The sequence below is a fragment of the Marinomonas sp. ef1 genome (genome assembly GCF_002806845.1).
GTDB lineage: Bacteria > Pseudomonadota > Gammaproteobacteria > Pseudomonadales > Marinomonadaceae > Marinomonas > Marinomonas polaris.
This window is the reverse complement of record NZ_NHTT01000012.1, coordinates 23,160-48,816: the sequence shown is the minus strand read 5'-3', so window position 1 is coordinate 48,816 and position 25,657 is coordinate 23,160. Positions and strand designations below refer to the sequence as shown.

General features: G+C 42.5%; 23 protein-coding genes and 1 tRNA gene. 18 read left to right on the top strand and 6 right to left on the bottom strand.

Going from position 1 to position 25,657, the window contains the following annotated elements; all coding sequences use genetic code 11:
• Positions 1 to 128: 128 nt before the first annotated feature.
• Positions 129 to 213, bottom strand: a tRNA-Leu gene (locus CCS02_RS16340).
• A 183-nt stretch (positions 214 to 396) separates the two neighbouring features.
• Here CCS02_RS16340 and CCS02_RS16335 point away from each other — a divergent pair.
• From CCS02_RS16335 to CCS02_RS16315, 5 genes are all read left to right on the top strand, one after another.
• The gene (locus tag CCS02_RS16335) at positions 397 to 1,128 is read left to right on the top strand and encodes a DUF599 domain-containing protein (RefSeq protein WP_084122625.1); all 732 of its coding nucleotides are present in this window, start codon (positions 397 to 399) and stop codon (positions 1,126 to 1,128) included.
• Positions 1,118 to 1,822, top strand: a complete 705-nt coding sequence (locus CCS02_RS16330; protein ID WP_100188456.1) for an O-methyltransferase — start codon at positions 1,118 to 1,120, stop codon at positions 1,820 to 1,822. The genes CCS02_RS16335 and CCS02_RS16330 overlap by 11 nt, the downstream gene beginning before the upstream one ends.
• 213 nt (positions 1,823 to 2,035) lie before the next feature.
• A complete protein-coding gene (htpG, locus tag CCS02_RS16325) occupies positions 2,036 to 3,964 on the top strand; it encodes a molecular chaperone HtpG (protein WP_100637144.1) in 1,929 nt (642 codons plus the stop codon).
• 166 nt (positions 3,965 to 4,130) lie between these two features.
• Complete coding sequence (locus tag CCS02_RS16320) at positions 4,131 to 4,970, top strand: DNA ligase (RefSeq protein WP_100637143.1); 840 nt, start codon at positions 4,131 to 4,133, stop codon at positions 4,968 to 4,970.
• A gap of 23 nt (positions 4,971 to 4,993) precedes the next feature.
• Entirely contained in the window at positions 4,994 to 5,686 is a 693-nt protein-coding gene (locus CCS02_RS16315; protein WP_232728893.1) for an alpha/beta fold hydrolase, read from the top strand.
• 14 nt (positions 5,687 to 5,700) lie between these two features.
• Here CCS02_RS16315 and CCS02_RS16310 read toward each other — a convergent pair whose 3' ends face one another.
• The 3 genes from CCS02_RS16310 to CCS02_RS16300 all read right to left on the bottom strand — a co-directional run bounded on the left by CCS02_RS16310 (position 5,701) and on the right by CCS02_RS16300 (position 7,817).
• Positions 5,701 to 6,015: an ArsR/SmtB family transcription factor gene (locus tag CCS02_RS16310; RefSeq protein ID WP_048814012.1), complete on the bottom strand. Its 315-nt coding sequence runs from the start codon at positions 6,013 to 6,015 to the stop codon at positions 5,701 to 5,703.
• A gap of 179 nt (positions 6,016 to 6,194) precedes the next feature.
• Entirely contained in the window at positions 6,195 to 7,010 is an 816-nt protein-coding gene (xthA, locus tag CCS02_RS16305; RefSeq protein WP_100637200.1) for an exodeoxyribonuclease III, read from the bottom strand.
• 153 nt (positions 7,011 to 7,163) lie between these two features.
• Positions 7,164 to 7,817 (bottom strand): hypothetical protein, encoded by a 654-nt coding sequence (locus tag CCS02_RS16300; RefSeq protein ID WP_100637142.1) that lies wholly within the window; start codon positions 7,815 to 7,817, stop codon positions 7,164 to 7,166.
• A gap of 142 nt (positions 7,818 to 7,959) precedes the next feature.
• On the opposite strand from CCS02_RS16300, the gene CCS02_RS16295 reads away from it, so the two are divergent.
• Both CCS02_RS16295 and gorA read left to right on the top strand, forming a co-directional pair.
• Complete coding sequence (locus tag CCS02_RS16295; RefSeq protein WP_012070065.1) at positions 7,960 to 8,583, top strand: hypothetical protein; 624 nt, start codon at positions 7,960 to 7,962, stop codon at positions 8,581 to 8,583.
• A gap of 210 nt (positions 8,584 to 8,793) precedes the next feature.
• Positions 8,794 to 10,167 carry a glutathione-disulfide reductase gene (gene gorA, locus CCS02_RS16290; protein ID WP_100637141.1) on the top strand — a complete coding sequence of 458 codons (1,374 nt, stop codon included), beginning with the start codon at positions 8,794 to 8,796 and terminating at the stop codon, positions 10,165 to 10,167.
• 147 nt (positions 10,168 to 10,314) lie between these two features.
• Here the strand turns inward: gorA and CCS02_RS16285 are convergent, their stop codons facing one another.
• Entirely contained in the window at positions 10,315 to 11,964 is a 1,650-nt protein-coding gene (locus CCS02_RS16285) for a pectate lyase (RefSeq protein ID WP_232728892.1), read from the bottom strand.
• Positions 11,965 to 12,226: 262 nt separating this feature from the next.
• On the opposite strand from CCS02_RS16285, the gene CCS02_RS16280 reads away from it, so the two are divergent.
• From CCS02_RS16280 to CCS02_RS16250, 7 genes are all read left to right on the top strand, one after another.
• The gene (locus CCS02_RS16280; protein ID WP_100637139.1) at positions 12,227 to 13,699 is read left to right on the top strand and encodes an aminoacyl-histidine dipeptidase; all 1,473 of its coding nucleotides are present in this window, start codon (positions 12,227 to 12,229) and stop codon (positions 13,697 to 13,699) included.
• A 760-nt stretch (positions 13,700 to 14,459) separates the two neighbouring features.
• Positions 14,460 to 14,894, top strand: a complete 435-nt coding sequence (locus tag CCS02_RS16270) for a GNAT family N-acetyltransferase (RefSeq protein WP_100637138.1) — start codon at positions 14,460 to 14,462, stop codon at positions 14,892 to 14,894.
• A gap of 491 nt (positions 14,895 to 15,385) precedes the next feature.
• A complete protein-coding gene (locus CCS02_RS16265; protein ID WP_100637136.1) occupies positions 15,386 to 16,285 on the top strand; it encodes a DUF2971 domain-containing protein in 900 nt (299 codons plus the stop codon).
• Positions 16,286 to 16,397: 112 nt separating this feature from the next.
• Positions 16,398 to 17,834, top strand: coding sequence for a hypothetical protein (locus CCS02_RS16260; protein ID WP_100637134.1), 1,437 nt, complete (start codon positions 16,398 to 16,400; stop codon positions 17,832 to 17,834).
• A 135-nt stretch (positions 17,835 to 17,969) separates the two neighbouring features.
• A complete protein-coding gene (locus CCS02_RS22290) occupies positions 17,970 to 18,149 on the top strand; it encodes a hypothetical protein (protein WP_198515400.1) in 180 nt (59 codons plus the stop codon).
• Between the two features lie 39 nt (positions 18,150 to 18,188).
• Positions 18,189 to 18,350 carry a hypothetical protein gene (locus CCS02_RS22285; RefSeq protein ID WP_198515399.1) on the top strand — a complete coding sequence of 54 codons (162 nt, stop codon included), beginning with the start codon at positions 18,189 to 18,191 and terminating at the stop codon, positions 18,348 to 18,350.
• A gap of 223 nt (positions 18,351 to 18,573) precedes the next feature.
• Entirely contained in the window at positions 18,574 to 18,888 is a 315-nt protein-coding gene (locus tag CCS02_RS16250; protein ID WP_100637133.1) for a helix-turn-helix domain-containing protein, read from the top strand.
• Here CCS02_RS16250 and CCS02_RS16245 read toward each other — a convergent pair.
• Positions 18,885 to 19,214 (bottom strand): type II toxin-antitoxin system RelE/ParE family toxin, encoded by a 330-nt coding sequence (locus CCS02_RS16245; RefSeq protein ID WP_100637132.1) that lies wholly within the window; start codon positions 19,212 to 19,214, stop codon positions 18,885 to 18,887. The two genes, CCS02_RS16250 and CCS02_RS16245, sit on opposite strands and share 4 nt — an antisense overlap.
• A 99-nt stretch (positions 19,215 to 19,313) precedes the next feature.
• Here CCS02_RS16245 and CCS02_RS22180 point away from each other — a divergent pair, with 99 nt between their 5' ends.
• From CCS02_RS22180 to CCS02_RS16230, 4 genes are all read left to right on the top strand, one after another.
• Entirely contained in the window at positions 19,314 to 19,478 is a 165-nt protein-coding gene (locus CCS02_RS22180; protein WP_157808005.1) for a hypothetical protein, read from the top strand.
• Between the two features lie 106 nt (positions 19,479 to 19,584).
• Positions 19,585 to 20,454, top strand: a complete 870-nt coding sequence (locus tag CCS02_RS16240; RefSeq protein ID WP_100637131.1) for a 2Fe-2S iron-sulfur cluster-binding protein — start codon at positions 19,585 to 19,587, stop codon at positions 20,452 to 20,454.
• A gap of 50 nt (positions 20,455 to 20,504) precedes the next feature.
• The gene (gene sbcD, locus CCS02_RS16235; RefSeq protein WP_100637130.1) at positions 20,505 to 21,818 is read left to right on the top strand and encodes an exonuclease subunit SbcD; all 1,314 of its coding nucleotides are present in this window, start codon (positions 20,505 to 20,507) and stop codon (positions 21,816 to 21,818) included.
• Positions 21,815 to 25,558 (top strand): AAA family ATPase, encoded by a 3,744-nt coding sequence (locus CCS02_RS16230; protein ID WP_100637128.1) that lies wholly within the window; start codon positions 21,815 to 21,817, stop codon positions 25,556 to 25,558. Before sbcD ends, CCS02_RS16230 begins: the two co-directional genes overlap by 4 nt.
• Positions 25,559 to 25,657 lie beyond the last annotated feature (99 nt).

Sequence of the window (25,657 nt, the reverse complement as noted above, 5' to 3'; positions counted from 1 at the left end):
CAGTAAATGGGTTCGGTTTTTTTATGCCAAAAACGTGATGATAAAGATATGAGTGTTTTATAAATTAATAAAAAGGTTAGTAATTTCGTAATTTGACTTAAGAGGTGAGTGCTAAGAAACAAATAAGATGGTGCGGATGGAGAGACTCGAACTCTCACGCCGTGAAGCACTGGAACCTAAATCCAGCGTGTCTACCAATTCCACCACATCCGCATGTCGTGTTGACCGGCGAGATCTTACCGATATTTTCTATCGATGCAAGTGTTTTTTGATGAAGAATTTATATTTATTTTTTTAGAATGATTTGCTGAATTTTCTAAGCGGAAACTGGGACATGTAAAGTGAAAAGTGGTCTAATATTGCCACCCTAAACTGTTCTTTCAGCAGAGTTAAAATATGGAAAAGCATTCTATTTCATTACTGTTAAACCCCCTTGATATAGCAACACTTTTTGTCTTTTTTGCGTGTTGGTGGGGGTATGCTTTTTATGCTCAATATAATTCTAAGCGTCGCTCTTGTTTGGTAAGCGTATTGCATCAGTTTCGATTAGCTTGGATGTCACGCTTACTTAGACGAGATAATCGCATTGCGGATGCCTCTGTAATGGCGAACTTAGAAAGAAGTAGTTTGTTTTTTGCTTCAAGCAGCTTGTTGATTATTGCGGGTCTTTTTACCGCATTTAACTATTCAGAAAAAGCGCTTGGCATTTTATCGGATTTTTATCTTTTATCTCCGATGAGTCAGCAAGAGTGGGAATTGAAAATTATCGTTTTAGTAGTAATTTTTTCTTACGCATTTTTCACTTTCACTTGGTCCGTTAGACAATATAACTTTTGCTCCGTATTAGTTGGCAGTGCGCCATTAGCCACAGAGCGAGGTATTGAAGATAGCGAGCGTGAACTTTATGCCATGCATATGGCGCAAATTTGCAGTCTAGCCGCAAACCAATTTAACTACGGTTTACGTGCTTTCTATTTTGCGATGGCTTTTTGTGGTTGGTTCCTTGGTCCGTATTTCTGTATGGCTGCCAGCTTGATGGTTGTAGCGGTACTTTATCGCCGTGAATTCCGTTCTAAAACATTTAAAACTTTGAGTCGCGGACTCGTTATGAAATCTCATGCTTCCTAATTTCCCCAAACCTTTACCTGAAGATGATAAGCCTGTTAATCGTACCGTTAATGTTGATGACAGGCTTTACCAGTATTTGGTTGATGTCTCCGTTCGTGAGGACGGTTTATTAAGAGCCTTACGTCGTGAAACAGCTCAATATCATATGGCTCGTATGCAGCTGTCGCCGGAAGTGGGGCAGTTGTTAGCCTTGTTGGTTAAGCTACAAGCGCCAAAGAAACTTCTCGAAATTGGCGTTTTTACTGGCTACAGTACTTTGTCTATGGCGATGGCGATGCCAAAAGAAGCAAGATTAGTCGCTATCGAGAAAAAGCAAATGTGGCTGGATATTGCTACTCGCTATTTAGACCAAGCTGGCGTGATGGATCGTGTTACGACCTACTGTGATAAAGCCTTGCCTGTTATAGAATCTTTTCTAGATGCTGAGCGTGAAACCTTCGACTTCATCTTTATCGACGCAGATAAGCAAAACCTTTTGACCTACTATCAATTGGCGAAACAATTATTACGTCCGGGCGGTTGTTTGTTAATCGATAATACTCTGTGGTGGGGGAATGTCGCCGATGAGGCGTTTATCGATAAAGACACAAAGATTGTTCGCGAGTTAAATAAAACCATTCATGATGATATAGACGTTGAACTGTCCCTCATTCCGATTGGGGATGGCCTAACCTTGGTTCGGAAAAACACCTAAAGCCTGATCGCAAAGTGATCAGGTATCTTCTTTGTTCCTTCCCAAATGCCTCTAACGTGTTTATATCCATAAGTTTATTGTGACTTTTTGCTTCTTTTTGCGTGTTTGCCTCTTGAAATTGCTTCAAGAGGCTTTATCTATGAGGCACAAGTGAAACGCAATACGCCTTTGGTTTTTGTCCGGAGGTTCATTCAAATAGGAGCAAGTTACAACATGGCAACTGATACTCAAAAAGAAACGTTAGGGTTTCAAACAGAAGTTAAACAACTACTGCATTTGATGATCCACTCTTTGTACTCCAACAAAGAGATCTTTCTACGAGAGCTTATTTCTAACGCATCCGATGCAGTAGACAAGCTTCGTTTTGAGTCTGTCGCTAACGCAGACCTTCTCGCTGAAGACCCAAATCTACGTGTTCGTATTGAATTTGATAAAGATACGAATACAGTTGTTATCGATGATAATGGCGTTGGCATGTCCCGTGAAGAGGCGATTACCAACCTTGGTACGATTGCAAAATCTGGAACTTCTGCTTTCTTGGAGCAATTAAGCGGCGATCAGAAAAAAGACAGCCAACTAATTGGACAGTTTGGTGTTGGTTTTTATTCTGCTTTTATTGTTGCTGACAAAGTAACGGTTGAAACTCGTCGTGCAGGTGTGGCAGCAGATCAAGCTGTTCGCTGGGTATCCGATGGTTCTGGCGAGTTTACTATTGAAAATATTGAGAAAGATTCCCGTGGTACGCGCATTATTTTACACCTAAAAGCGGGTGAAAAAGAATTCGCAGATAACTTCCGTCTTCGTCATTTGGTTACTAAATACTCTGACCATATTTCTATTCCTGTGGAAATGGAAAAACCGGTTTATCCTGAAATGGACGAAGAGGGCAATCCTAAACCAGTTGATGAAAATAAAGCGCCAGAATACGAAGCGGTCAACTCTGCAAAAGCACTTTGGACTCGTCCACGTAATGAAGTAACGGACGAAGAATACCAAGAATTTTACAAGCACATCTCTCATGATTACCAAGAGCCTTTGAAATGGTCTCACAACAAAGTTGAAGGTAAGTTGGAATACTCAAGCTTACTGTATATTCCTTCTAAAGCACCTTACGATCTTTGGAATCGTGATATGCAGCGCGGCCTGAAACTATACGTTCAGCGTGTATTCATTATGGATGAAGCAGAAGCCTTCTTGCCGCCATACATGCGTTTCGTAAAAGGTGTGGTTGATTCTAACGATTTGTCTTTGAACGTATCTCGTGAAATTTTGCAAAACGATCACGCGGTTGACTCTATGCGCTCAGCATTGACGAAACGTGTATTGGATATGCTAGGCAAAATGGCGAAGAACGAGCCAGAAGATTACCAAAAATTCTGGGATGAGTTCGGTAATGTCATCAAAGAAGGCCCAGCTGATGACATGGGTAACAAAGATAAAATCGCAGGCTTGTTGCGCTTTAGCTCAACACATACAGATGCAGCTGCACAAACTGTGTCTTTGGCTGATTACATCGAGCGCATGCAAGAAGGTCAAGATAAGATCTACTACATTTACGCCGAGAGCCACAATACCGCGAAAAACAGCCCGCATTTAGAAATCTTGCGCAAAAAAGGTTTTGAAGTATTGTTGTTGAGCGATCGTATCGACGAATGGATGATGTCTTCTCTACAAGAGTTTGAGGGCAAATCTTTCCAAGACGTCACTAAAGGCAAGTTAGATTTAGCTGACCAAGAAAACGAAGAAGAGAAGAAAGAGAAAGAAGAAAAGGCTGAGAAAATGAAGCCACTTCTTGATCGTATGAAAGCCGTGTTGAATGAGAAAGTTGCTGGTGTTAATTCAACTGATCGATTAACAAACTCTCCTGCGTGCTTAGTGGTTGGTGAATACGATATGGGTCTGCAGATGCGTCGTTTGCTTGAGCAAGCTGGTCAGAAGCTTCCCGAGTCTAAACCGACATTGGAAGTGAACCCAGATCACCCAATCGTTGCTAAAATGGATACTGAAACCGATGAAGAGCGCTTTTCAGATATGGCTTGGTTGTTGTTTGAACAAGCGACCTTATCTGAAGGTGGCCAATTAGAAGATCCAGCGACATTTGTTAGTCGTATGAACAAGTTGATTGTTCAACTAAGCAAATAGAGCGATTTTTAATAGTAAGACCTAAGCCCATATTTGGTAAAAAATATGGGCTTTTTTATGCATAACTGTCTAGTTATGCAGCGCAAACGATTTGATTCTTCAAAACAAATCGTTTAGCTTAATTAAGTGCTATGGAATAGCGCTTTTATTGTCAAAGGAGTGAATAATGTTTCAAATAAAATGTTTGGCCGTATGGCTATGCTTGCTTCCCTTATTTCTTTTTGCACAACCTAATGTGCAATTGGCCAATGTGTTTTCCGAAGATGTTCATGTGAAAGAGTATCTTATTAGTGAAAAATACGATGGAATCCGTGCTATCTGGACGGGTGAAAAGCTAGTAACTCGTCAAGGAAATCCAATTTTTGCTCCTAAATGGTTTACTGATAAATTGCCACGAGTTTGGCTCGATGGAGAACTTTGGTCTACACATAATGATTTTTCTTTTATCATGTCGACTGTGAGGAAACAGACTCCAGTAGACAGCGAATGGCGTAAGATTTACTACATGGTGTTTGATGCGCCAGACAGAGAAAGAAACATGACCTTTGAAGAAAGGTATAAGCGTTATACTCGTCTATTGACGATTCTAGATCTTCCCCACGTTCGACCTGTTGAACAATTCTCTGTTCGTAATAACGAAGCGCTTCATAGTATGTTGGCTGCATATGTAAATAAAGGTGCAGAAGGTTTGATGCTGCATAGGAAGCTCGCCCGGTTTGAAAGGGGTCGTACTGATAACTTGCTTAAGTTAAAGCCTCACATGGAAGCGGATGCACAAGTTATTGAGATTCTTAACGGTTCAGGTAAATACGATGGCATGATGGGGTCTGTTTTAGTGGAAATGCCATCTGGTATTCGCTTTAAAATAGGCAGTGGCTTTTCAGATGAAGAGCGCAACTCTCCTCCAAATATAGGTGATCATGTCATTTATAAATATCATGGTTATACTGAGCGAGGCATCCCTAGGTTTGCAAGCTTTCTAAGATTTCGTGATACACGATATTAATTTTCATTTGAAGAGAGCGTGTTTTGGTTACGAAAATTTATTGTTTGCCCGGCACTATGTGTGATGAGCGTCTTTGGAGTTTCACACAGAATACGCTAGGCGAGTCGCTACATTTGCAACATGTGCCAATACCTATGGAAGAGACAATCGAAGCCATAGTAGATGTTCTTGCAGAGATATTGCCAGAAAGTCCTATTAACTTACTTGGCTTTTCCATGGGTGGGTATTTGGTTTGCGCGTTTGCGTTGAAGTATCCAGAGCGTGTGAAGCGACTAATGGTTTTATCTAATACAGCAAGCGGCCTGCTAGCAACAGAACAGCAGCAACGTGAAGTTGCACTCAACTGGGTTCTGAAGCAAGGTTACAACGGTATACCAAAGAAAAAAGCTGCTGCTATGTTGGGACAGGCTAATAAGGACAAAAGCGAGCTTGTTGATATTATTTTTGCAATGGATAAGGCACTAGGGGAAGCGGTATTTATTCAGCAATTAAAGAGTAGTTTGGTTCGGCCAGATCTATTGTTAATACTTGAAGAGGTCAAATTTCCACTGTGTTTTGCTGTAGGAAGCGAAGATCCTTTATTGTCGAGTGCAGTATTAGCAAAAATGAAAAGCTCAAAATGTTTTGATGTTAACACTATTGATAACTGCGGGCATATGTTGCCTTTAGAGCAGCCCGCCTTGCTGGCGGATTTACTGAAAGAGTTTTATCTATAAAACTCTTTTCTATTCTAAAGTGCCGGACAAAATAGGCCGTGAAGAGTTTTGATTAACTCTTTTACACGAGCGTCGCCAATGCTGTAAAAAATAGTTTGTGATTCGCGACGAGTATTAACTAGCCCATCTTTTCGCAACACTGCTAAGTGTTGAGATAGAGCGGATTGGCTTAATGGAAGCTTTTCATTTAAAGCAGTCACGGACAATTCTTGATCAAGTATGTGGCATAAAATCATCAGACGGTTTTCGTTGCTCAGTGCTTTTAGAAATGTAGCCGCTTGAGATGATTGTTGCAGCATATCTTCCATTGTAAGTGTTTCGTTTTTCATGATCTTTTCTCGTTTCTAATACGGCAAATTATGTGCTGAGCTTTATAGTAAAAATAAAACCATCCACATTGTCTGTGGATAAGACTGGGACTAGTGGTGTTGAGTAGCGGCTCTTATCAAGTAAGACGGTCATTATATGGTTTTGTATAATAATTGCACAATGACCGCCTAGATGACTTTTATTTGCTCAGATTGAAGCTAGTCCAGATTGGTGCGTGATCTGAAGGCTTTTCTAGTGCACGCAAGTCATAATCCACATCGGAATTTTCCAAGTAGGGCATTAGTCCATTGGAAGCCATAATCACGTCAATTCTCAAACCGCGTTTTGGTGTGTCTTCAAAGCCTTTTGAACGATAGTCAAACCAGCTAAAGCGATCATTTTTGGTAGGGTTAAGTTGACGATACGTATCCGTCAATCCCCAGTTTGCCAAAGTTGTAAACCATTCTCTTTCTTCAGGTAAGAAGCTACATTTGCCTGTTTTTAACCAACGTTTTGCATTTGGCTCGCCAATACCGATGTCTAAATCGGTTGGAGAAATATTGATGTCGCCCATCACGATGATTTTTTCATCAGAAGAGTGAGTCGCAAGATATTCCATTAAGTCCGCATAAAACTTTCGTTTCGCTGGAAACTTAGTTTCGTGGTCACGGCTTTCACCTTGAGGGAAGTAACCGTTCAATACTTTTACTGGACCTTGTGGTGTATCAAATGTCGCAATGATCATACGACGCTGAGCATCTTCATCATCACCTGGGAAACCGTATTCTACTTTAGTCGCTTCTTGCTTACTAAAAATGGCAACCCCGTAGTGTGATTTTTGTCCATAATAATAGGCGTGATAGCCAATAGATTCAGGGATCTCGTGCGGAAAAGCGTCGTCGTGAACCTTAATTTCTTGTAAGCCGATTACATCCGGCGCGAGCTTTTCAACTAATGCTTCTATTTGATGTGGTCGAGCACGCAAACCATTGATATTAAAAGAGACAAATTTCATGTGAATAATTCCATAGCGAATTTTCTTAATGATACCCAGTTGCGTTGGTGGCATAAAGGGATTTACGCATTCATTGCTATAGATAGATCTATCTCTTGATATATCAAGCCTGTTTGTATTTATAGTTCTATAAGTTAAAGGTGTTTGTATTCTTCAGAAAAAGGTGACCATTATCCCTTTTACTAAAAAGCTACCAGGAATTATACCTAACGTTGAGTAGACAAAAAGGAAGCGTTGTTCCGAGTCTATTTTTCTAATTATTGCGAGTAAAAATAATATGGCAACTATGCTTAAGCTTAGTGCCATACCATAAAGGAATGAGCCACAGAAATGCGGTAAAGCTGCGAAGCCTAATGCAGCAATATTGATGTTCTGTAATTCTAGAGTCTCGTTATTGCTACGGAAAATAGCAGTTAGGGCAAGAATAATAGCGAGTCCATATAAAGCAACAACATAAGTAGGCCATTCATAGCTAAGTGGACCGTCCAGATGAAAAGTCGAGAAGCTGAAGTCGGTAAAAAAAGTCCATACTGTTTTTATGATGATACTGATAAAAAAAGCGACCAGAAAAAAAGCAAAAAGAGCAACAATCGCTCCACCGCCAGTTGGTCCCGCTTTAGATCCCTCCACGACTAAGATCGCCACACTCAATGCCGCACTTAGCTGTAACCAATGCCAATAATCGTCGGTAAAAAGAGGAATAGCGGTTAGCCCTGCCATGGCAATAATTAATTTATTACCGTCTTCTTTACGCAAGAAATAGAGTGCCATGATGACAACGTAAGTGAGGATGATGAAAACGAACATATCAATGACTTCCTTGTGGGACAATTCGTAGTAATTATTTTCGCAATAGTTATCGTATTATCTATTGCGCTTGATGATATCTTAGAGACTTAAAGCGTAACATTTTTTATTTAAAATACTTTCTTGTGAAAAGGACTTTTAGATGACGGATACAAAATCCATCGGAGCAATGAGCTATTTCCTGTCACCGGAGGCGAGACTTACCATTATTATACCAGTCATCCTCTACAATATTGCATTTTGGAGTCTTGGTGCCGGTGCTGCCCTATTGCTAACTGCTTGTTACTCTGGTTTTCTAGAATTGTTTTCTAAACAAGCTAAATCACTTTCCATTATTGCGCTTATCCTTATCTCTGGCTGTGCCCATTTTTTATATCTCAATGGTTTCACCTTCTTTGAAATTAAGCAGGAAAGTGTGTTTTTATCGGTTGGTGGATCTATCACTGTCATCATAGTTTTTAGTTTTTATTCGTTGATAGGGCGACCAGTCGTGCGAACACAGGCTGAAAATGCGCTTCCATCTTTGAAGCTGTCTCCCTTTTATGGCACTGCAAAATATGATCGAGTTTGGCAAGAGGTCTCTTTGGTATGGATTTTTACCTATGGATTAAAAGGTGTTCTGGTTGTCATGTTGTCGAAAGATATGCCGCATTATAGCGATTTTGCTGTGTTTTTCGGTGCATGGCCGCTTACTTTGTTGTTAATTATTTTTAGTTACTACTGGCCTAGCTTTCGTTGGTCATCGCTGAAAACAGAGACAAAATAGCTAAAGTAGACAGTTTTGATTTTATTAAAGAACGAGATTCTATTTTGGTTTCTGAATTAGGATAAATGTAAATTTAGCCTTGCTTAAATCTTGTCATTTCAATCTAGTATTTGTTTTATCGATCTTTGTTATTTGATCAGCCTTCTTCTAAGTGGATGAGACTGATAAACTGTTCTCATATTACATCGTGAATAATTTTGGAGACTCAGAATGTCTTATCAGTACGACTTATTTGTTATTGGCGCCGGTTCTGGTGGCGTTCGTGCGAGCCGTGTTGCAGCATCTAAAGGTTATAAAGTCGCTGTTGCCGAAGGCAGCGCATTAGGCGGAACTTGTGTAAATGTTGGTTGTGTGCCTAAAAAGTTATTTGTTTATGGTTCTGAATATGGCCATGGTTTTGACGAAGCTGCAGGCTTTGGTTGGTCTCATCAAGGTGTTAAATTCAACTGGTCGGTTTTACGTGACAACAAGACCAAAGAAATTGAGCGTCTAAACGGCATTTACGGCAATTTACTCGGTAATGCTGGCGTGGAGCTAATTTCGGGTTATGCGAGCTTTGTCGATGAACACACTGTGATGGTAGATGGTAAAACCTACACTGCAGAGAGAATTCTAATCGCTGTTGGTGCTAAGCCTTTTATTCCTGAATTCAACGGCAGCGATTTAGTGGTTAGTTCTAACGAAATGTTCTTCCTAGACGAACTGCCTAAAAAAGCCCTTGTTGTTGGCGGCGGTTACATTGCCGTAGAGTTTGCAGGGATTTTGAATGGTTTGGGTGTTGAAACCAGTCTTGCTTATCGTGGTGATCAGCTACTTCGCGGTTTTGACCAAGACGTACGTGATTTTGCCAGTGAAGAATACAAAAAGTCTGGCATCGATGTGCGTTTGAATACGTACGTAGAGAGTATTGAGCTTGTCGATACGACTAATCCAAACGGCGCTCGAACAGTGCATTTTAAAGATGGCCACTCGGAAGAATTCGGTTTGATTCTTTATGCAACGGGTCGTGTACCTAATGTTGCTTCTTTAGCGCTTGATAAAGCGGGCATTAAAACCGGTAAAAATGGTGCTGTAATTGTAGATAATAACTTTACAACTTCTGCGAAAAGCGTCTTTGCTCTTGGTGATGTAACCGATCGTATTCAGTTAACGCCAGTAGCTATTAAAGAAGCCATGGCGCTTATCGCTTATTGGTTCGATGGCAAAGAAGTGGACTTTGATTACGACAATATTCCAACCGCTGTCTTCAGCCAGCCAGCTATAGGTACAGTTGGTTTAACTGAACAAGAAGCAGAAAAACGTGGTCTAGACTTCCGCGTTTATCAAACGGATTTTCGTCCAATGAAGCACACATTAAGCGGCGGTACATCTCGTTCTTTGATGAAACTATTGGTAAACAATGCCGACGATAAAGTCATTGGTGCTCACATGGTGGGGGATTATTCTGGTGAGATTATTCAAGGCTTAGGTATTGCGATAAAAGCGGGCGCGACTAAAGCCGACTTCGACGATACTGTGGGTGTTCACCCAACCAGTGCGGAAGAGTTTGTTACTTTCTCAGCGGCGTCTTTAAAGAAAAAATAAGACGAAAATACAAGCCAGACTTTACGTGCTAAACGGTATCAGCTCAGTTACTGAGTTTAATAAAGACGCCACGGTAAATATTATCGGGGCGTCTTTTTTTGTTTTGGTTATCGCGTGTTTTTTTAACGTTGCTTGTCTTAATTCTGTTTATAGAGTGCAAGGGTAAATCGATTTTACATCCATGGTATTTTTGATACTGCCATCAGGCATCATCATATCTCCGTGAATATAACCGCCGCGACTGCGATAAATTGGCACCAATTCACGTTGACCTTGTTTCGCGGCAATAAGGCTGAGTAGGGCGAGCGGTTCGATATCGTCGAATCGGCAGTGAATATGTTTGTGGCTAGCCGTAAAAAGCTCTCGATTAGCACTGCGTTCAAATATGTTTTCTCCCAACTTTTCTGCAAGGGTTAAGTAGCTCGCGTTTTTAGTTGCTTGATACATTTCTAAGGTGGCAAATAGGAATAGTGGTTCGTCTGCCTTGGTTTGCAGATTGACGTTTGGTTCATCGTTTACCCAGTTGCCAAGATCAAAATGTTTTGCCATAGCGCAGACGGTAGCCCAAATGATATTGCTCTGGTTCCCAACCGAACAGTTTTCTGTCCAGTTAGTGACGTAAGCAAGAAAAACATGAGAAGGAACAGGGCGACGAATAATTTCTACGCCCTTTTTACCATAATAACCGTAACGAGGAATCTGTTGTCCTGTTAGGTCTTTGCCATCGGCGAACATGGGCTTGATTTCATTTGTATTTGCATCGTAGGCGTAATACGCCCAAGCTTCCAAGCCTTCAGTCGTCCAATCTAATAGCTGTTTACCATCCTCACCAAGCTCTCTTGCGAGTAGCGTTTGCGCTAGACCGCAGTCCCCATAAATTCCTTCTGGCCCATTAAGAGCCTCTTCATCCATCTTGAACAATACCCAAGCTTCTTTCGCCACATCGCCGTATTCTGGACCAAATTGACGTTGGGCTCTGTCGCCCCAAAATGAGAAGGTGTATTGTGGGTCTTTTTCGTCTTCTGGCGCGTCGCCTGTTTTTAATGGGCGATTGTATTGGTAGCAACCAAGCTTGGTGTCTGGGTGACGGCTGTTGACGTATTGACTCATTAAAAACTCTGCCCAAGAAAGGGCTTTTTCATCGCGATCTAGCTTAGAGAGCATTCCTGCGCTGAATACTAGATCGTTGCCGATATTGACGAAAGATAATCCTTTCATTTCACGTAGTGGTTCTAGGTGTCTGTTTTGTGGTTTGTCCCAAAAAGTAGTCTCGTCGAATTCTAATCCGTAGCTGCCGTGGCGTGACATTTCCATGTTGTCCCAGTTTGTCACATGACAGTTCCAAATAGCCTTGATCATTCTGCTGGTCGCGGTTGGATTGGTTTCATACATGAGTTCATAAAATGGGCAGTGGTGCTTGAGTTCGTGCACCATGTTCTTATTTTCTGGCCCAACGGTATTGAGGGTTTTTAAATCCAGAAAAGAGTGTCCACCCCAACGAATAAGGCCACTGGCATCGGCATGGTCAAAGTGCCATTGGATCGCCTCTTGCGCGGCTTGTTTGTATTTTGGTTGATTGGTTAACGCACTTAAACCGCAGAAAAAGCGAAACAGATTTTGTTGGCTGGCAATATTGGATGGTTCCCACTCGGTGCCGTCGGTATTTTTCCACGTTACTGGCTTGCGATTAAGGGTGTTGCAGCCATCAAAGAATAATGGCGTGCCGTGATAAGGGTCACGATAGTGTTTAAGAATAGTGTCGGCGTAGAGGGTTAGGTAATCCAGCATGTTTTGCATTGTTATGTTTATCCGTGTTTTTATTCTTTCCCTCATCTTAAAGGAGATTTTTGTTTGTCACCAGAAATAATTAAAACGGCGTTTCATTTAATTTTCTGTGCCTGTTTAGCTTACTAGATTTGTTAGTTTTTATTAAGAATGATTTATTAATGCATACGTTTTCTCTATCGGCGTAGTCTTAATTTCGATTGCCACAATTGGTGCTCTTCTTTAGTGTTGCTAACATTCGCAACATGCCATTAAAAAAATACAAGAGACCAAAATGAACGAAGTACTCACGACGTTACAACCAACCGCAATTTGGCGTCATTTCCAAACATTATGTAATATACCGCGTCCGTCATATCACGAAGCAGCATTAAGAGAGCATCTAATTCAATGGGCGACGGATTTAGGCCATGAAACCTATGTTGACCCAGTGGGAAACCTGCTAATACGCAAAGCCGCCAGCAAAGGCATGGAAGACAGAGAAACCGTTGTCTTACAAGGCCATTTGGACATGGTGGCGCAAAAGAACGCTGATAATGACCACGACTTCACCAGAGACCCGATTATCACGCAAGTGATCGATGGCTGGGTTCAAGCCACCGGAACAACGCTTGGTGCTGACAATGGCATTGGTGTGGCTGCTGCGATGGCGGTGTTGGAATCGACTGATTTAGCTCACGGGCCAATTGAAGCCTTGTTTACCATCGAAGAAGAAACCAGCTTACGCGGTGCATTGCAGCTTGAAGAGGGTATTCTAAAAGGCAAAATCTTATTGAACTTGGATTCAGAGGATCGCGGTGATGTGTACATTGGCTGTGCTGGTGGTATGGACATCAATGTGGCAAAACAATATCCCATTGTGGCGACTGGCAGTGATAAGAAAGCGTTCAAAATCACTGTGTCGGGCTTACGTGGCGGACATTCAGGTTTGGATATTCATAAAGGCCGCGCCAGTGCGAACGTGCTTATTGTGCGCTTGTTAAACCTCTTGAAAGAACGTTGTGACTTTGGTTTAAGCTCGTTTACTGGTGGAACACTGCGTAATGCTATTTCTCGAGACGCCGTAGCGACGATTAATATAAGTGACAAAGACCAAGCCAAGTTATTTGCTTTTATCGAAGAGTTCGAAAAAGCCACTAAGGCAGAATTTATCACCACGGAAGCGAATTTGATGGTGACGTTAGAAACCGCTGAATTGGATACTGAACTGGAAGCAAATGATAAAGATGCCTTGTTAAATGCCATGTACTGCGCGCCTCATGGTGTTCATCGCATGAGTGCGGACTTGGAAGGCGTGACAGAAACCTCCTGTAACTTTGGCGTGATCAATCTACGCAACACGACTGACGGCAAGAAAGCCTTTGATGCCTGTTTGTTGGTACGTTCTCTTGTCGACTCCGCCGTGGAGCATCTTGCTTATGTGGCAAAATCCGCATTTTCATTGATCCAAGCTGAGGTGAAATTAGAAAACGGCTACCCAGGCTGGCGTCCAGATCCAAATGCTGGCTTGCTCAAGCATTTCCTAACTGTTCATACTGAGGTTATGGGTCACGAAGCCAATGTGAAAGTGATTCATGCAGGTCTAGAATGCGGCATCATCGGCGCGAAATACCCAGGCATGGAAATGGTGTCTTTTGGCCCAAATATCCGCGGCGCCCATTCACCAACTGAACGCATGGAGATTGACTCCGTTGGGGATTTTTGGCGACTACTTGTTGCGCTATTGGAATCCGTTCCAAAGGCTTAATTTCCGTAGTTTTCCTCTCATTAGCATTGAGCTGCAAGGTTATTCCGCCCCGCTGGGCGGGTAACTTTTTGCAAGCGCCCAAAAAGTAACCAAAAATTCGCTTTAAGATCTTTAATGCCTGATTTCTTTCATAGGCGCATGATTGTTACCTACGCTCCTTGTATTGAAATGCATAGATTGCTCTTGTTGTTCGAGAGATTCTTTCTGTTAATGACTATGAAACTCCATAAAGTCGCGCAACTTCGTCGCGTCGAACTGACTACATTGTAGCTATTCGTAGGGCATCATGAGCGCAGCGTAATGTGCCGTTGAAAGCGAAGCTTTCACTTTATTACTAGATGGATTAAAAGATCTCTTACTTTGAACATTAGCCCTCAAAGAGAGTTTAGAAAAGTCTCGCCATCTACAGTCTCATCATTTATCAAATTTTTTCGACATACTTAAAGCAGTATTCAAGGTAATCAGACTTCATTTTTTCATGTTCGTCGACATTTTTCTTAGTATCTTTCGCAGTTTGAATGCGCATAATCTATTCTCGTGTTTATATGACTTCAACTGGCAAGGTATTATTGAAGGAGAAAAGTGTTCCGGCGGTGGTCGAGGTACATCCGTACTGATTCTTGAGGATGGTCAGTGGAAAATCATAACTGAACATTTGGGGCCATTTGCCTCTTAACCATCTCTGGTTGTCGATGTGAAATGCCTGCGTGACTGCTGCAAGCGTTATAAACTATCCGTAGTTGTAAGATTGGAGAGTTCGGTGTACGAAACCCGTAAAGCTGACAATAGTGACTATGAGTTCCTATTTGGGCTTAAGAAATCAGCAGAATTTGAACCAATCAAAGCTGTCTTTGGTTGGGACGAGAATGCTCAAAGAGACATTCATCGCAATGAATGGAACGAGGAAAAACCAACCATAATAGAAGTCGATGGAATTGCAGTCGGTAGTTATTTAGTACAGTTTCATGCTGACTATTTATATTTTGGTCGTTTTTTCTTGCTACCACAGTATCAGGGTAAAGGTATTGGTAGCCATGTCTTGAAGAGTGTCATTGACATTGCCGCTCAACAATCGTTACCAATTCAGCTTTGTTACTTACAAGGAAATCGAGTAGGGCAACTATACAAAAGGCTGGGCTTCGAGGTGATCAGACAAGACGAACAGTTCGTGCACATGCATAAACTATGTTTGTAAAATTAATTTAAGCAGATTCGCAATGTTTGGTATTCGCTTTGCTCGCGCCTGTTTCGCAGGCTCAACGCGTCAGCGCAAAACCAAACCAAGGTGATTGACAGGCGAGAGACCTGTTTATAGTGCTTTTAGTGCGATATTGAAATGAGTTTCGAAGTGACCACTAAGTATTTCAACTTGAGATTTTAGAGTATAAAAAAGATCCGATCATAGGGACTGAGGGAATCCCTTGCCTCGCGGATCAAATCGCGCTACAAAAGAGCAAATAAAGAATCAACATAGCGGCGATCAAAGACCATCTGAAGCGGCATCGTCCAAACAGATTTTGGTATCTAGCGAGTTATATAACAGGGAAGTCCTACCATGAAAAAAGCAAATCCCCTATATAGACCGCAGCTGTTCAACAGTGGGTTAGAGCTGCAGCTACGCTGCCGTATAACCCTTAATTGTTAGGTCTCAGAAGCTACAGTGCAATTAATTAGAGAGTTTGTAGATTGAAACCAGAAGTACTTTATAAGTATCGTGACGACTCTGAGCGAACTGAAGATATAATCAAAAACCAAAAGGTTTGGTTATCTTCTCCGGAGCAATTAAACGATCCTCTCGAATGCAAAACGGGTAAAATTCCTCCTGAATGGGAGGCGAAAACTGTTCGAGAACTTGAAAACGGTCAGTTAATGGGGGTGGTAATGAGACCGCCTTTATTTGAACCACCTAAGCGATTATTCTCGCTTAGCGAGAGAGAAACTAAGCAATGGATAAAGCGCTTTTCTAAACTGGACCACCCGAGAAAAGTGAAAGCTATGAGAAAGTTGTACTCAGATCATGGAATTGAACTTTCAAGGCCAGAAAATGTTATTAAAGATATGCGTATGCGCCTATCTCAAGTTGGTATTTTCAGCCTTAGTGAAGACTGCTCAAATGAGCTAATGTGGGCTCATTATGGTGCAAATCACCAAGGCATTGCACTAGGGTTTAGCTATTCGAGTGATTGTAAACTTTCAAATGAAAGGCATTGTCTGCCCGTAACTTACTCACGAGACAAACCGACCTTCAAGTCTGGTTTTAAAAATGAAGTGCAAATTATGTCTTTTGGTTCTGGTCAAGAAAATGTTCAGCGTGTCTCGTTTGGGGATGAAGTTTTCCGTTCAACTATCAGTAGAAAAACTCCTGTATGGATCTATGAAAAAGAGTGGAGATACGTTGAAGAAACCCACGGACTTTTTGATTTCCCTGGAACCCTAAGTCATGTGGTTTTTGGTTTACGTATGAGTGGTGGCCGCAAAGAGCACTACAGAAAACTAATCTCACAGAATATCAGTAATCATGTCGATTTTTACGACATTGTTGAGACCGATGACTTAAGTGGTTTCAGTATTACAAAGGTACAATAAATGGTCTAACAAGGCCTTAAAGTCGGATTCGTAACAGTTGGCTCGGTTCCGCTCCGCTTCACATTATAGCCAACTATTACTCACCGCTTAAGGTGGCGTTAGGTGTTTACGAATGTTAATTGTCGAGCTTTCAACTTCATCAGCAATCAAGGGTCAATCAATTGAGCTGAGGCTGCAGCATAAGCAAGGGCCTGGGTATGCGCAGCTTCAAGTCGAGGTGTACGACTGCGGTGTACTAAATCCCTCATCTAAGCTTGGCTTTGGTACGACACCGAAGATAACAGCGAAAGAGGAGTTGGCTGTCGATATTGATACGAGACACTTAGCAATTGGTGTTTATGAGGTCCGGTTAGTAAAGCTACACGATGGCGGGGAAGCAAATGAGAAACCAAATATTGATCTAGTGGCAGTAAAGGACTACCCGCGCACGTTCTTCGAGGTCGTCGAATCGGCTAAGGATTCAAGGCATCTGGATGTTATTCGTCAGGAGGTGGAACGGCTCGAACAAGAGATTGAATGGCGTTTTCTTGAACCGTGCGATGTACGGACTGACCTATCCCTGCCTAGCACGCTACATACGGCATTTGTCTTTATAAAAGATGTCCTCATTGGAACGCGCATTCGATTGGAACGATTGGAACTAGTGCCAACAAATGACGGGATTGGTACCCGTGATTCACACGAATTTGTAAACACTTTTCTTGAGCAAAGAACCTCCACAGACATCATTTTTGAGTATGGAGGACAGCTTGAGTCGCAATCGCGAAGCGCGAACCCTGTTTGCGTTGTGCATTTTCCAGCGATTCAATCGAACTCGCTAGAAACTGCAAGAGATTATTGTGTCGGGAAGACGAACGCCGTGTTGCTCGCGCTTGCACTTTCTAGAGATGCCGGAGGTTCGATTTTCGATGTTGTTCTCTTCGACCACAGCTCACGCCGAGCCACCAAGTTTACTATCACTCCTACCTATGTGGGCAATCTCCTAACTGGTCAGCTAGCTGGCGAATCGGCGGAATCTTTAGAGGCATATGTTGCGGGTATATCGGTAGACTCGATGAGTGCTTTCCTAGCTGAGTTGTACAAAGAGGCGCGTCGTGAGCGTGATACGAGGTATCAGTACATTCGCCTATGGCAGCTACTCGAACTATTAGCTGAGCAGGAGGCGTTCGATCCAAACGAGCCTCTTACGAACTACGAGGGAATTGTTATGGAGGAAGAGAACGGAAGTCCTCGGCTCAGCAAAGGCTCTGTCCACATTGTATTCCGACTGCTTAGGGAGGCTCGAATTGGCTCAACAGAGCAAACATGGAAGGATGTCAATGTGTGGTTCGCCTTCAGGAGTGCAGTCGCTCATTACGGTGCATTGTCAGAGTTTCATCGTCTTTCAAGAGCCGCAGTACGGAGTTGGGCGCAACTCGGAATTGACGAGATCTCGGAAGCAGGAGGTCATGACAAGTTTTTGGATAGTCTTCGGTGGATAGCGCGTCTGCTGCTCATGCAGCGGCTGGTGCGTGTTGCCAATGGGGGGGCGCTACAAAATTACACATAACATCCGGCTACACTGCGGCAGTTTTTCACCGCTTCGTGGTTCTAAATCAGCGTGCGAACTCGAATTTCGAATCTAGTTCCAGATGAAAAATAGTATTTTAACGCTTGCCCCTAAATTACTTTCAACGGAGAAAAAATGTCCCCCAAGGACGTTGCTCTATCATTCTGGAATGCTATGCAAACAAATGACTTTGCGAAAGCGAGTGAGTGGCTTAGTCCTGATTTTGAGGGTTTTTGGCCTCAGTCTGGTGAGCTTATTGTTGGCAGGGATAACTTTGCAGCCATTAATTCCTATTATCCTGCTAATGGTATTTGACAGTTTACACTTCATTCAATTGTCTGTGATGGTGCAGCGGTGGTAACCAATGTTTTGATTACCGATAGTGTTCAAAAAGCCAGCGCTATAACGTTTCATACAGTGGAGGGTGGTTTCATTATTAATCAAAAAGAGTTCTGGCCTGATCCTATGGAAGCGCAAGCGTGGCGATCAAAATGGGTAAAGGTTGTACAAGAGTAATTAATACACTTAGGAAGAAATTAAGTTCACATTTCTATCGCTTGGCGTTGCGATCAATCTGCAGAATTCTTGATTGAGGTATAGGAAAAATTGTTATTTCACGACGTTTTAACACAATGAGCCAAGCTTAGGGCAAGCCTTCTTCCAACTTAATCCCCATAGAATTTGCTAATTATATAAAATTTTATATAATTAGGGTGTTATCAAATATCGGAGATGCATCATGACGCTTAAGTTTTACGATAGTCCATTTCATGTCACTCATGACAATGAAGTTGCTAGCAAAATGGCAATGAAAATGGATTTATCAATAATGCTATCAAACCTAATTAAAGAACAGGGTTGGACTCAGGTTGAAGCTGCGGAAAAGCTCAACATTAAGCAATCCAGAGTGTCCGATCTGAAAAATGCAAAAATCGAAAAGTTTACCATTGATGCCATGTTCGACATGCTCGATGCCTTAGGTTTTAAAACCCAGATGTCGATGCCATCATTACATGAGGCTTCAATAGCGATATCGAAAGCACAGGTGGCTTAAGTAAGTTGGGCTTTTAAGTCTTTAAGGCGTTGCTCAGCGATTTTCATTGCTTTCCGGTCAACACCATTTGTAGTTTTGGTGAAAGAGTGCAGAACAATTATAGTATCCAAATACTTAGCCACGTATACGCATCGAAATGCAGGGCTACCGTTGATTTTGAGCTCCACAACACCTGCTCCAATACTATTTAAATGCTCAATTGTTAGTTCTGGATTTTGGCCAAATTGGAGTCGTCTTAGATCTTTCCCAAATTCATCTTGAATAGTAACTGGCAAGTCCTTGTATTCGCGTTCAGCTGCATCGCTGACGAAGGCAAATTTTTTCACAATGAGTCCCTTGCATAAATGAAAAGAGCAATTGTACATTGAAAGATTGCATATTTTAATAAGCGCTATTTTGTTGTGTTTGTAGGGTGGTATGACGTGATGAGCAATCGCAATTTATTTGCAGAATTAATATTAGCCCTTGATGAAGTCAAACAGCATTCTGAAGACAAGTTACCAGCCAAACAAAGTGAAATGATTTCCGGTGAGGCAGACGTTAGTTTCGAAGATTCAGTTGCTATCAAATCTACTCATTTCACAATCTGATGCCAAGGCAATACTTCCATTAAGTATTGCCTTTTGTTTTTTTAGAATGGGTGCAAGGTCAGCGGGTTAGAATATGCCATAATAGCCAAATCGAAGATGAGGTTAGATGATGGATTCACAGGCGCTGACGATAGAATTGGATGATGAGCTGTTTGAGGCGGTTTTGGGTGACAATTTGTTGTCATCGTTGCTTTCTCAGGGTGCGGATGTTTGTTACGGTTGTCGTGCTGGGGCTTGTGGTGCGTGTCGTCTTTATGATGCGAGTAATTGTGAGTCGATTCTTTCTTGCCAAACGACGGTTTCTTCGGCTATGTCGTTAACTCGGCAAATGCCGGCTGAGTCTTCCTCTTTTACAGTTCTAAGCAATACTTCCCTTGATGAGGTTTCTATTGAGTTGACTCTTTTAGGGCCAAGTGACGAATCCTTCGGGGATCGTGTTTCGGTTGGCTTTCCTGCTAGCAAATCATCGTCTGTTATTATTGATGAGCGAGCTCATTTTTATGAGTGTATGGCGTTAAATCCTGCCGGAGCGCCTTTAAAAGTCGTACTGCACAAAAAGTATCTTTCCGATGAGGATTGGTTGCGAGCCTTGGCGCTTTCGTCTAATGACAAGCTAGATGTTCAATTATCAACGGGCGTTAGAAAAGGGCGCTTGTTGTTCGAAATGGACATTGCCGATTCGCCAGTGGTGGTTATTTCCTCTCTTGAAAATGAGATTTTTGAATCTTATTGGCGTGAAGCTTTATTGGATTATACGCCAATGTTTCTTGGGCATTTTGCTTTGTATGCGAATAATGATCTGACGCTTAGTTTGGCGGATGATGCGCTTATGGCTTTTCTTCAAGAGGCGTTGGCGAATTCTGGCAGCACTTCTCTACAACTTATTTATCATGGTCAAAATGTGTCTGCGAAGGATTGGAGTAAGTTATTACGTCCTTTGCGGATTCATCCGAATCAGCTGCATTTTGTTCGGTAACTTAGCTTTTTTATTTTTATGCATATTTTTATATTTAACGGGTTCTATAAATGAAAATTCTACACACCTCAGACTGGCATCTTGGTCAGCATTTCATGGGGAAATCCCGCCGCGACGAGCATAAGGCGTTTATCGATTGGTTGTTGGCGCTGGTGGATAAAGAATCTATCGATGCGGTGATCATTGCTGGCGATGTATTCGATACCGGCTCGCCACCAAGTTATGCGCGGGAAATGTACCATCAGTTGGTACTGGACATGAAGGCACGTCAATGCCAGTTAGTGATTGTTGCTGGGAATCACGATTCCGTCAGTATGCTAAATGAATCCAAGAGCTTGCTGACTTATCTCGATACGCAAGTGTCGAGCCAGGCCAATCTCGAAGATATCGACTCTCATGTAATTCCTCTTAAAGACAAGACAGGCGAGATTGCGGCTTGGGTGTGTGCTGTGCCGTATTTGCGACCAAAAGATGTAATGCAAAGCGTTGCTGGGCAGTCTGAGCAAGATAAGAAGCTCAGTCTATTGCAGATGATTGGTGATTTTTATCAGCGAGTTTATGAAGCCGCTTGTGAGAAAAACAAAGTACTGAAAACGCCTGTGCCGATTATTGGTACTGGGCATTTGACCGCAGTGGGTGGACAAGTGAGCGAGTCGGTGCGTGATCTTTATGTGGGTACTTTGGAAGCTTTGCCGACGTCGGTGTTTCCGGCGTTTGATTACCTTGCTCTTGGGCATATTCATCGTGCTCAGCCGATTAGCAAAAGCGGTCGATTCCGTTATAGCGGTTCGCCGATTCCATTGAGCTTTGATGAGCTGGGTCGCGACAAGACTTTGGTTATATTTGATACCGATTTATTAGGCGAAGACACTTTTGTTGAAGACTTGTTTGCTGAGCCTACGGATCCGGTTCAATTGGTGACGATACCTAATTTTCAGCCAATGGCGAGTTTGAAGGGTAATTTAAAAGACGTGATTAAACAGATTACTGGGTTGAAATTGGCGGAAGATAAAGCCCTTTGGTTGGAAGTGACGGTCATTGCTGATGAGTATTTGAGCGATGTGCATAAGCGTTTGTTAGAAGTCATTGACGGTAAGCCAATTGAATTACTTCGTGTCATGCGAAGAAGTGCGGTAGAGAAAAAGAACGAAGGCTTTGAGGCACGTAAAACTTTGTCAGAATTAACTGTTGGTGATGTTTTTGAACAGAGTCTTAAATCGAATTTAGAACTTGATGCAGAAGAAAGTAAAACACTGACCGAGCTTTTCAATACTTGCTTAGTAGAGTTGGAAGAGCATCAGCAAGGTCATTCGCAAGAAGAGTTAGAAAGTAAGGTGTCAAAAGGCGAGGAGAAGCAATTATGAAAATTTGTAAACTGCGCCTGAAGAATTTGAACTCCTTAAAAGGCGAATGGGAAATTGATTTTACCAAAGCGCCTTTTGATGACGCGGGTGTATTTGCCATTGTCGGGCCAACGGGCGCGGGTAAGTCGACCTTATTGGATGCGATCTGTTTGGCTTTGTACCATGAAACACCGCGTCTGAAAGTCTCACCTAGTCAGAACGATGTGATGACACGCCATACATCTGAATGTTTGGCGGAAGTCGAGTTTGAAATAAAGGGCAAAGGTTATCGCGCTTTTTGGGGGCAACGACGTGCCCGCGGCCAGAGTGATGGTAAGTTACAGCCAATGACGTGCGAGTTATGTGAGCGTGATGGCACCATAATTACCACTAAGATAAACGAGAAGATCGATAAAATTGCTGAAATTACGGGGCTGGACTTTTCTCGTTTTACCAAGTCTATGCTGCTCGCTCAAGGCGGCTTTTCGGCTTTCTTGAATGCCTCTGCTAATGATCGTGCTGAGTTGTTAGAAGAGCTAACAGGCACGGAGATTTACGGTGATGTGTCTAAGTGGGTGTTTGATAAGCATAAGCAAGAAAAGCAATCTATTGCATCGCTTGAAAGCTTCAATGAGCAGACTCAATTACTAACTGACGACGCTTTTGCTGAACTAAAGCAAACAGAATCGAGTTTTGAAGCCAATGAAAAAGCCAATGCGCAGGCGCTAAAAGCACATCAAAATGTACTTGAATGGCGTCGCACTGAACAAAAGCTGCAAGAGCAAGTTGCTCAGTATCAGCAACAAGTAGAAGAAGCGAGTCAGGCGCTTGCGGATTTTGCGCCTCAACAGCAGCAGCTTGAGCAGGCGCTGACCGCGCAAGTTTTGCTGCCTGATTATGAAAAGCAGCAAAGCTTAAAATCTCGCTTGGATCAGAATCAAGCAGATATTGCCCAATATACTGAAATGCAACAAGCGCAGCTTAAACAAAGCCAGATTATCAAGGAATCTGTTGAACAGGCTAAAACGAAATTAGCGAATACTCGTGCTGAATTAGAAGCGTTAAACAACAAAATTAATGATGAAATTCAGCCTATCTTGTCTCGCCAAGAAAGTGTGAAGGCGCAACATCAAGATGTATCTGCTCGGTTAAAACAGGCGGCTGAAAAAGTCGAAAATCAGCAGTCGCAGTTAAAAGCGGTGACTGAAAAACAAGCAGATATTGATAAAGCGTGCGAAGACAGCAAAGCTATTTTGAGTCGCTGGGCGTCACCGGAAAAGATCGAAAATCAGTTGGCGAGTTGGCAGCATCAAGTGCAAAGTATGGCATCGAATGCTCAAGCCATTGCCGAGCTAGAAAGCAATATTGCCTCCAATACAACATCCTATGATGCTGCTCGTTCATCACACGCGGCGAATCAAGCTAAGTTAGAGCAAGACCAAGCAGGTATGCTTGATCGTCAACAAGCATTGCAGAGCACCCTTGATGCTTTTATGCAGTTGTCGTCGCAACGTGACTATGCTGATTGGCAGAAAGCTTATCATCAGACTGAACGCGCTCAGTATAATGCGCAATCCCTCTGGAAGCAGTTTCATCAGTATCAAGAGCGACAAGCTCAGCTGGCTGATATAGACGCCAGCCTGAATACGATGACAAACAGCATTCAACAACAGCAAAGCCAATTGGAGCAACAAAGACAAACTTATAAAGATAAGTTACGTCATCAAAAATCGGTTGAAAAACTTGCAGAGGCAGAGCGACATATTATCGTGCTCACGCAGTTGCGTGATGAACTTGGCGAGCATGATGCATGTCCGCTGTGTGGTTCGGCGGAGCATGATCTCGCTAATGCTATGTACCAAGTGGATTCTGGCAGCCAGGAAGAATTTGCTCGTTTAGGCAAAGAGCTGGATAGCCTTAAGGGGCAAGGCATGCAATTGGCTGCGGATTTAGAATCTCTGCAGCGAGAGTTAACCTCTGGTCAAACTCGACGTCAGCAATTAATTGAAGGTTTGCTCACCACAGAAAATGAGTTGAAAGAATGGATAGCATCACTAACTCACTATGTGAATAGCCAAGATGCCAGCTTTAATCTGTTTGATAAAGAGCAAGTGTCGGTTCTGGTTCAGCGCGTCGATCAAGACTGGCGTGCTTTGCAAGAAATCGCGCCTAAGCTAGAAGCGCTTCAACAATCTCGTGTGGCATTAGAATCTGAATTACAACGCTTGAATCTTCAGCATCAAACGACGCAACAGCAAGTTTCACAAGATCAGAATCAGTGTCAGCTGTTGTGGCAAACTTTAGAAACGCATCAACAGAATTTAACAACTAGAAGAGACGAACAAGAGCAAACCATTGGGCATTTGCGCAATGAAATGCAGCAAGCAAATGTTCCTGAAAGCTACTTTGATTTGTCTTTGGCAGAAGCGTTGGTGCAGTTGCAAGACGCGATGACGCAATGGCGCGACAGTAAAACGGGTTACGATGCTCTATGGCAGCAACGTGAGCAGCTTTCTTACGAATGCCAAGGTCTGCAAGGTGCGTTAAAAGAGAGTCAGCAATTGCATACTGAAGCTCGTGAGAAAGTCGCTGAGCTTGATGCGAGTTTAAAAGCTATCGCTGAACAGTTACATGAACTTTTAGGTGGCAAGAGTGTTGGTGAACTTCGTCAAGAAGTGCAATCTCAGACTGATCATGCTCATCAAACGTTAGAAAAGGTAGAATCTGAGCGACAGCAAATCGCTCAAGCATTGGCGTCTAGTAATGCTACGTTGGAAGCTCTCAATAAAACGCAACTTTTATTAACGTCAGAATATGAGGCAGCTTTGTCTCATTGGCAAAAACGTTTAGCTGAGACAGGCTTTGAAAGTGAGGCTGTTTGGTTGCAAGCAAGTTTATCCACAGAGGAAGTCAATCAACGTCAAGATGTGCAGAAGAAGTTACAAGAAGCCGTTTCTCGATTACAAACATTATTAAATCAATCTGAGGAATCCTTGCTTAAGCATTCCGAAAGCAAGTCCAAGCTTGCTGTTTTTGACGATGCAGCTCTTGACGGCTCTATCTTTGAAAAGTCTTCTCTTGAAGAGCTGGAAGAAAAATATGCAGAGCTTGATTTAGAGCGTCAAGCTCTGCATCGTCAATGGGGTGTAGTTGCTCAGCAGATTCAAGAAGAAGTCAAACGCAGGGATCAGGTAACCAAATCTAAAGAGGCTCTAAAGGCTCGTCGAGAGGCGTTTGTTCATCTCGAGCGCTTGAATCATTTAATCGGCTCTGCTGATGGAGCTAAATTCCGTCGTTTTGCGCAAAGTTTGACGCTGGATCATTTGGTGTATTTGGCGAATCAACACTTGGATATTTTGCATCGTCGCTATCAATTAATGCGTAACGAAGATGCTTTGTCTTTACTTGTGGTAGATACTTGGCAAGCGAACGCCTCGCGCGATACGAAAACGCTGTCTGGTGGCGAGTCTTTCTTGGTGAGTCTAGCACTAGCCTTAGCTTTGTCTGATTTGGTGTCCCATAAGACTAGTATCGATTCGCTATTCTTAGATGAAGGTTTCGGCACTTTGGATAGCGAGACGCTAGAGTCTGCCCTTGATGCTTTGGATAACTTGCATTCATCAGGTAAAACTATCGGTATTATTAGTCATATTAATGCTCTGAAAGAACGTATTCCGGTACAAATTAAGTTAACAAAACAAAGTGGTTTGGGGGTGAGTCGTCTTTCTGCTGAATTTGCTGTGCATTCGACAGAAGAATGAGGTATTAATCCGTTTATTTACTGACTGTTATTGGTGCAAAAGTTTTCCCCAGATTTATGGGAACAAGTATGTAAGTAAGTTGTAAAATATTAATTAAAT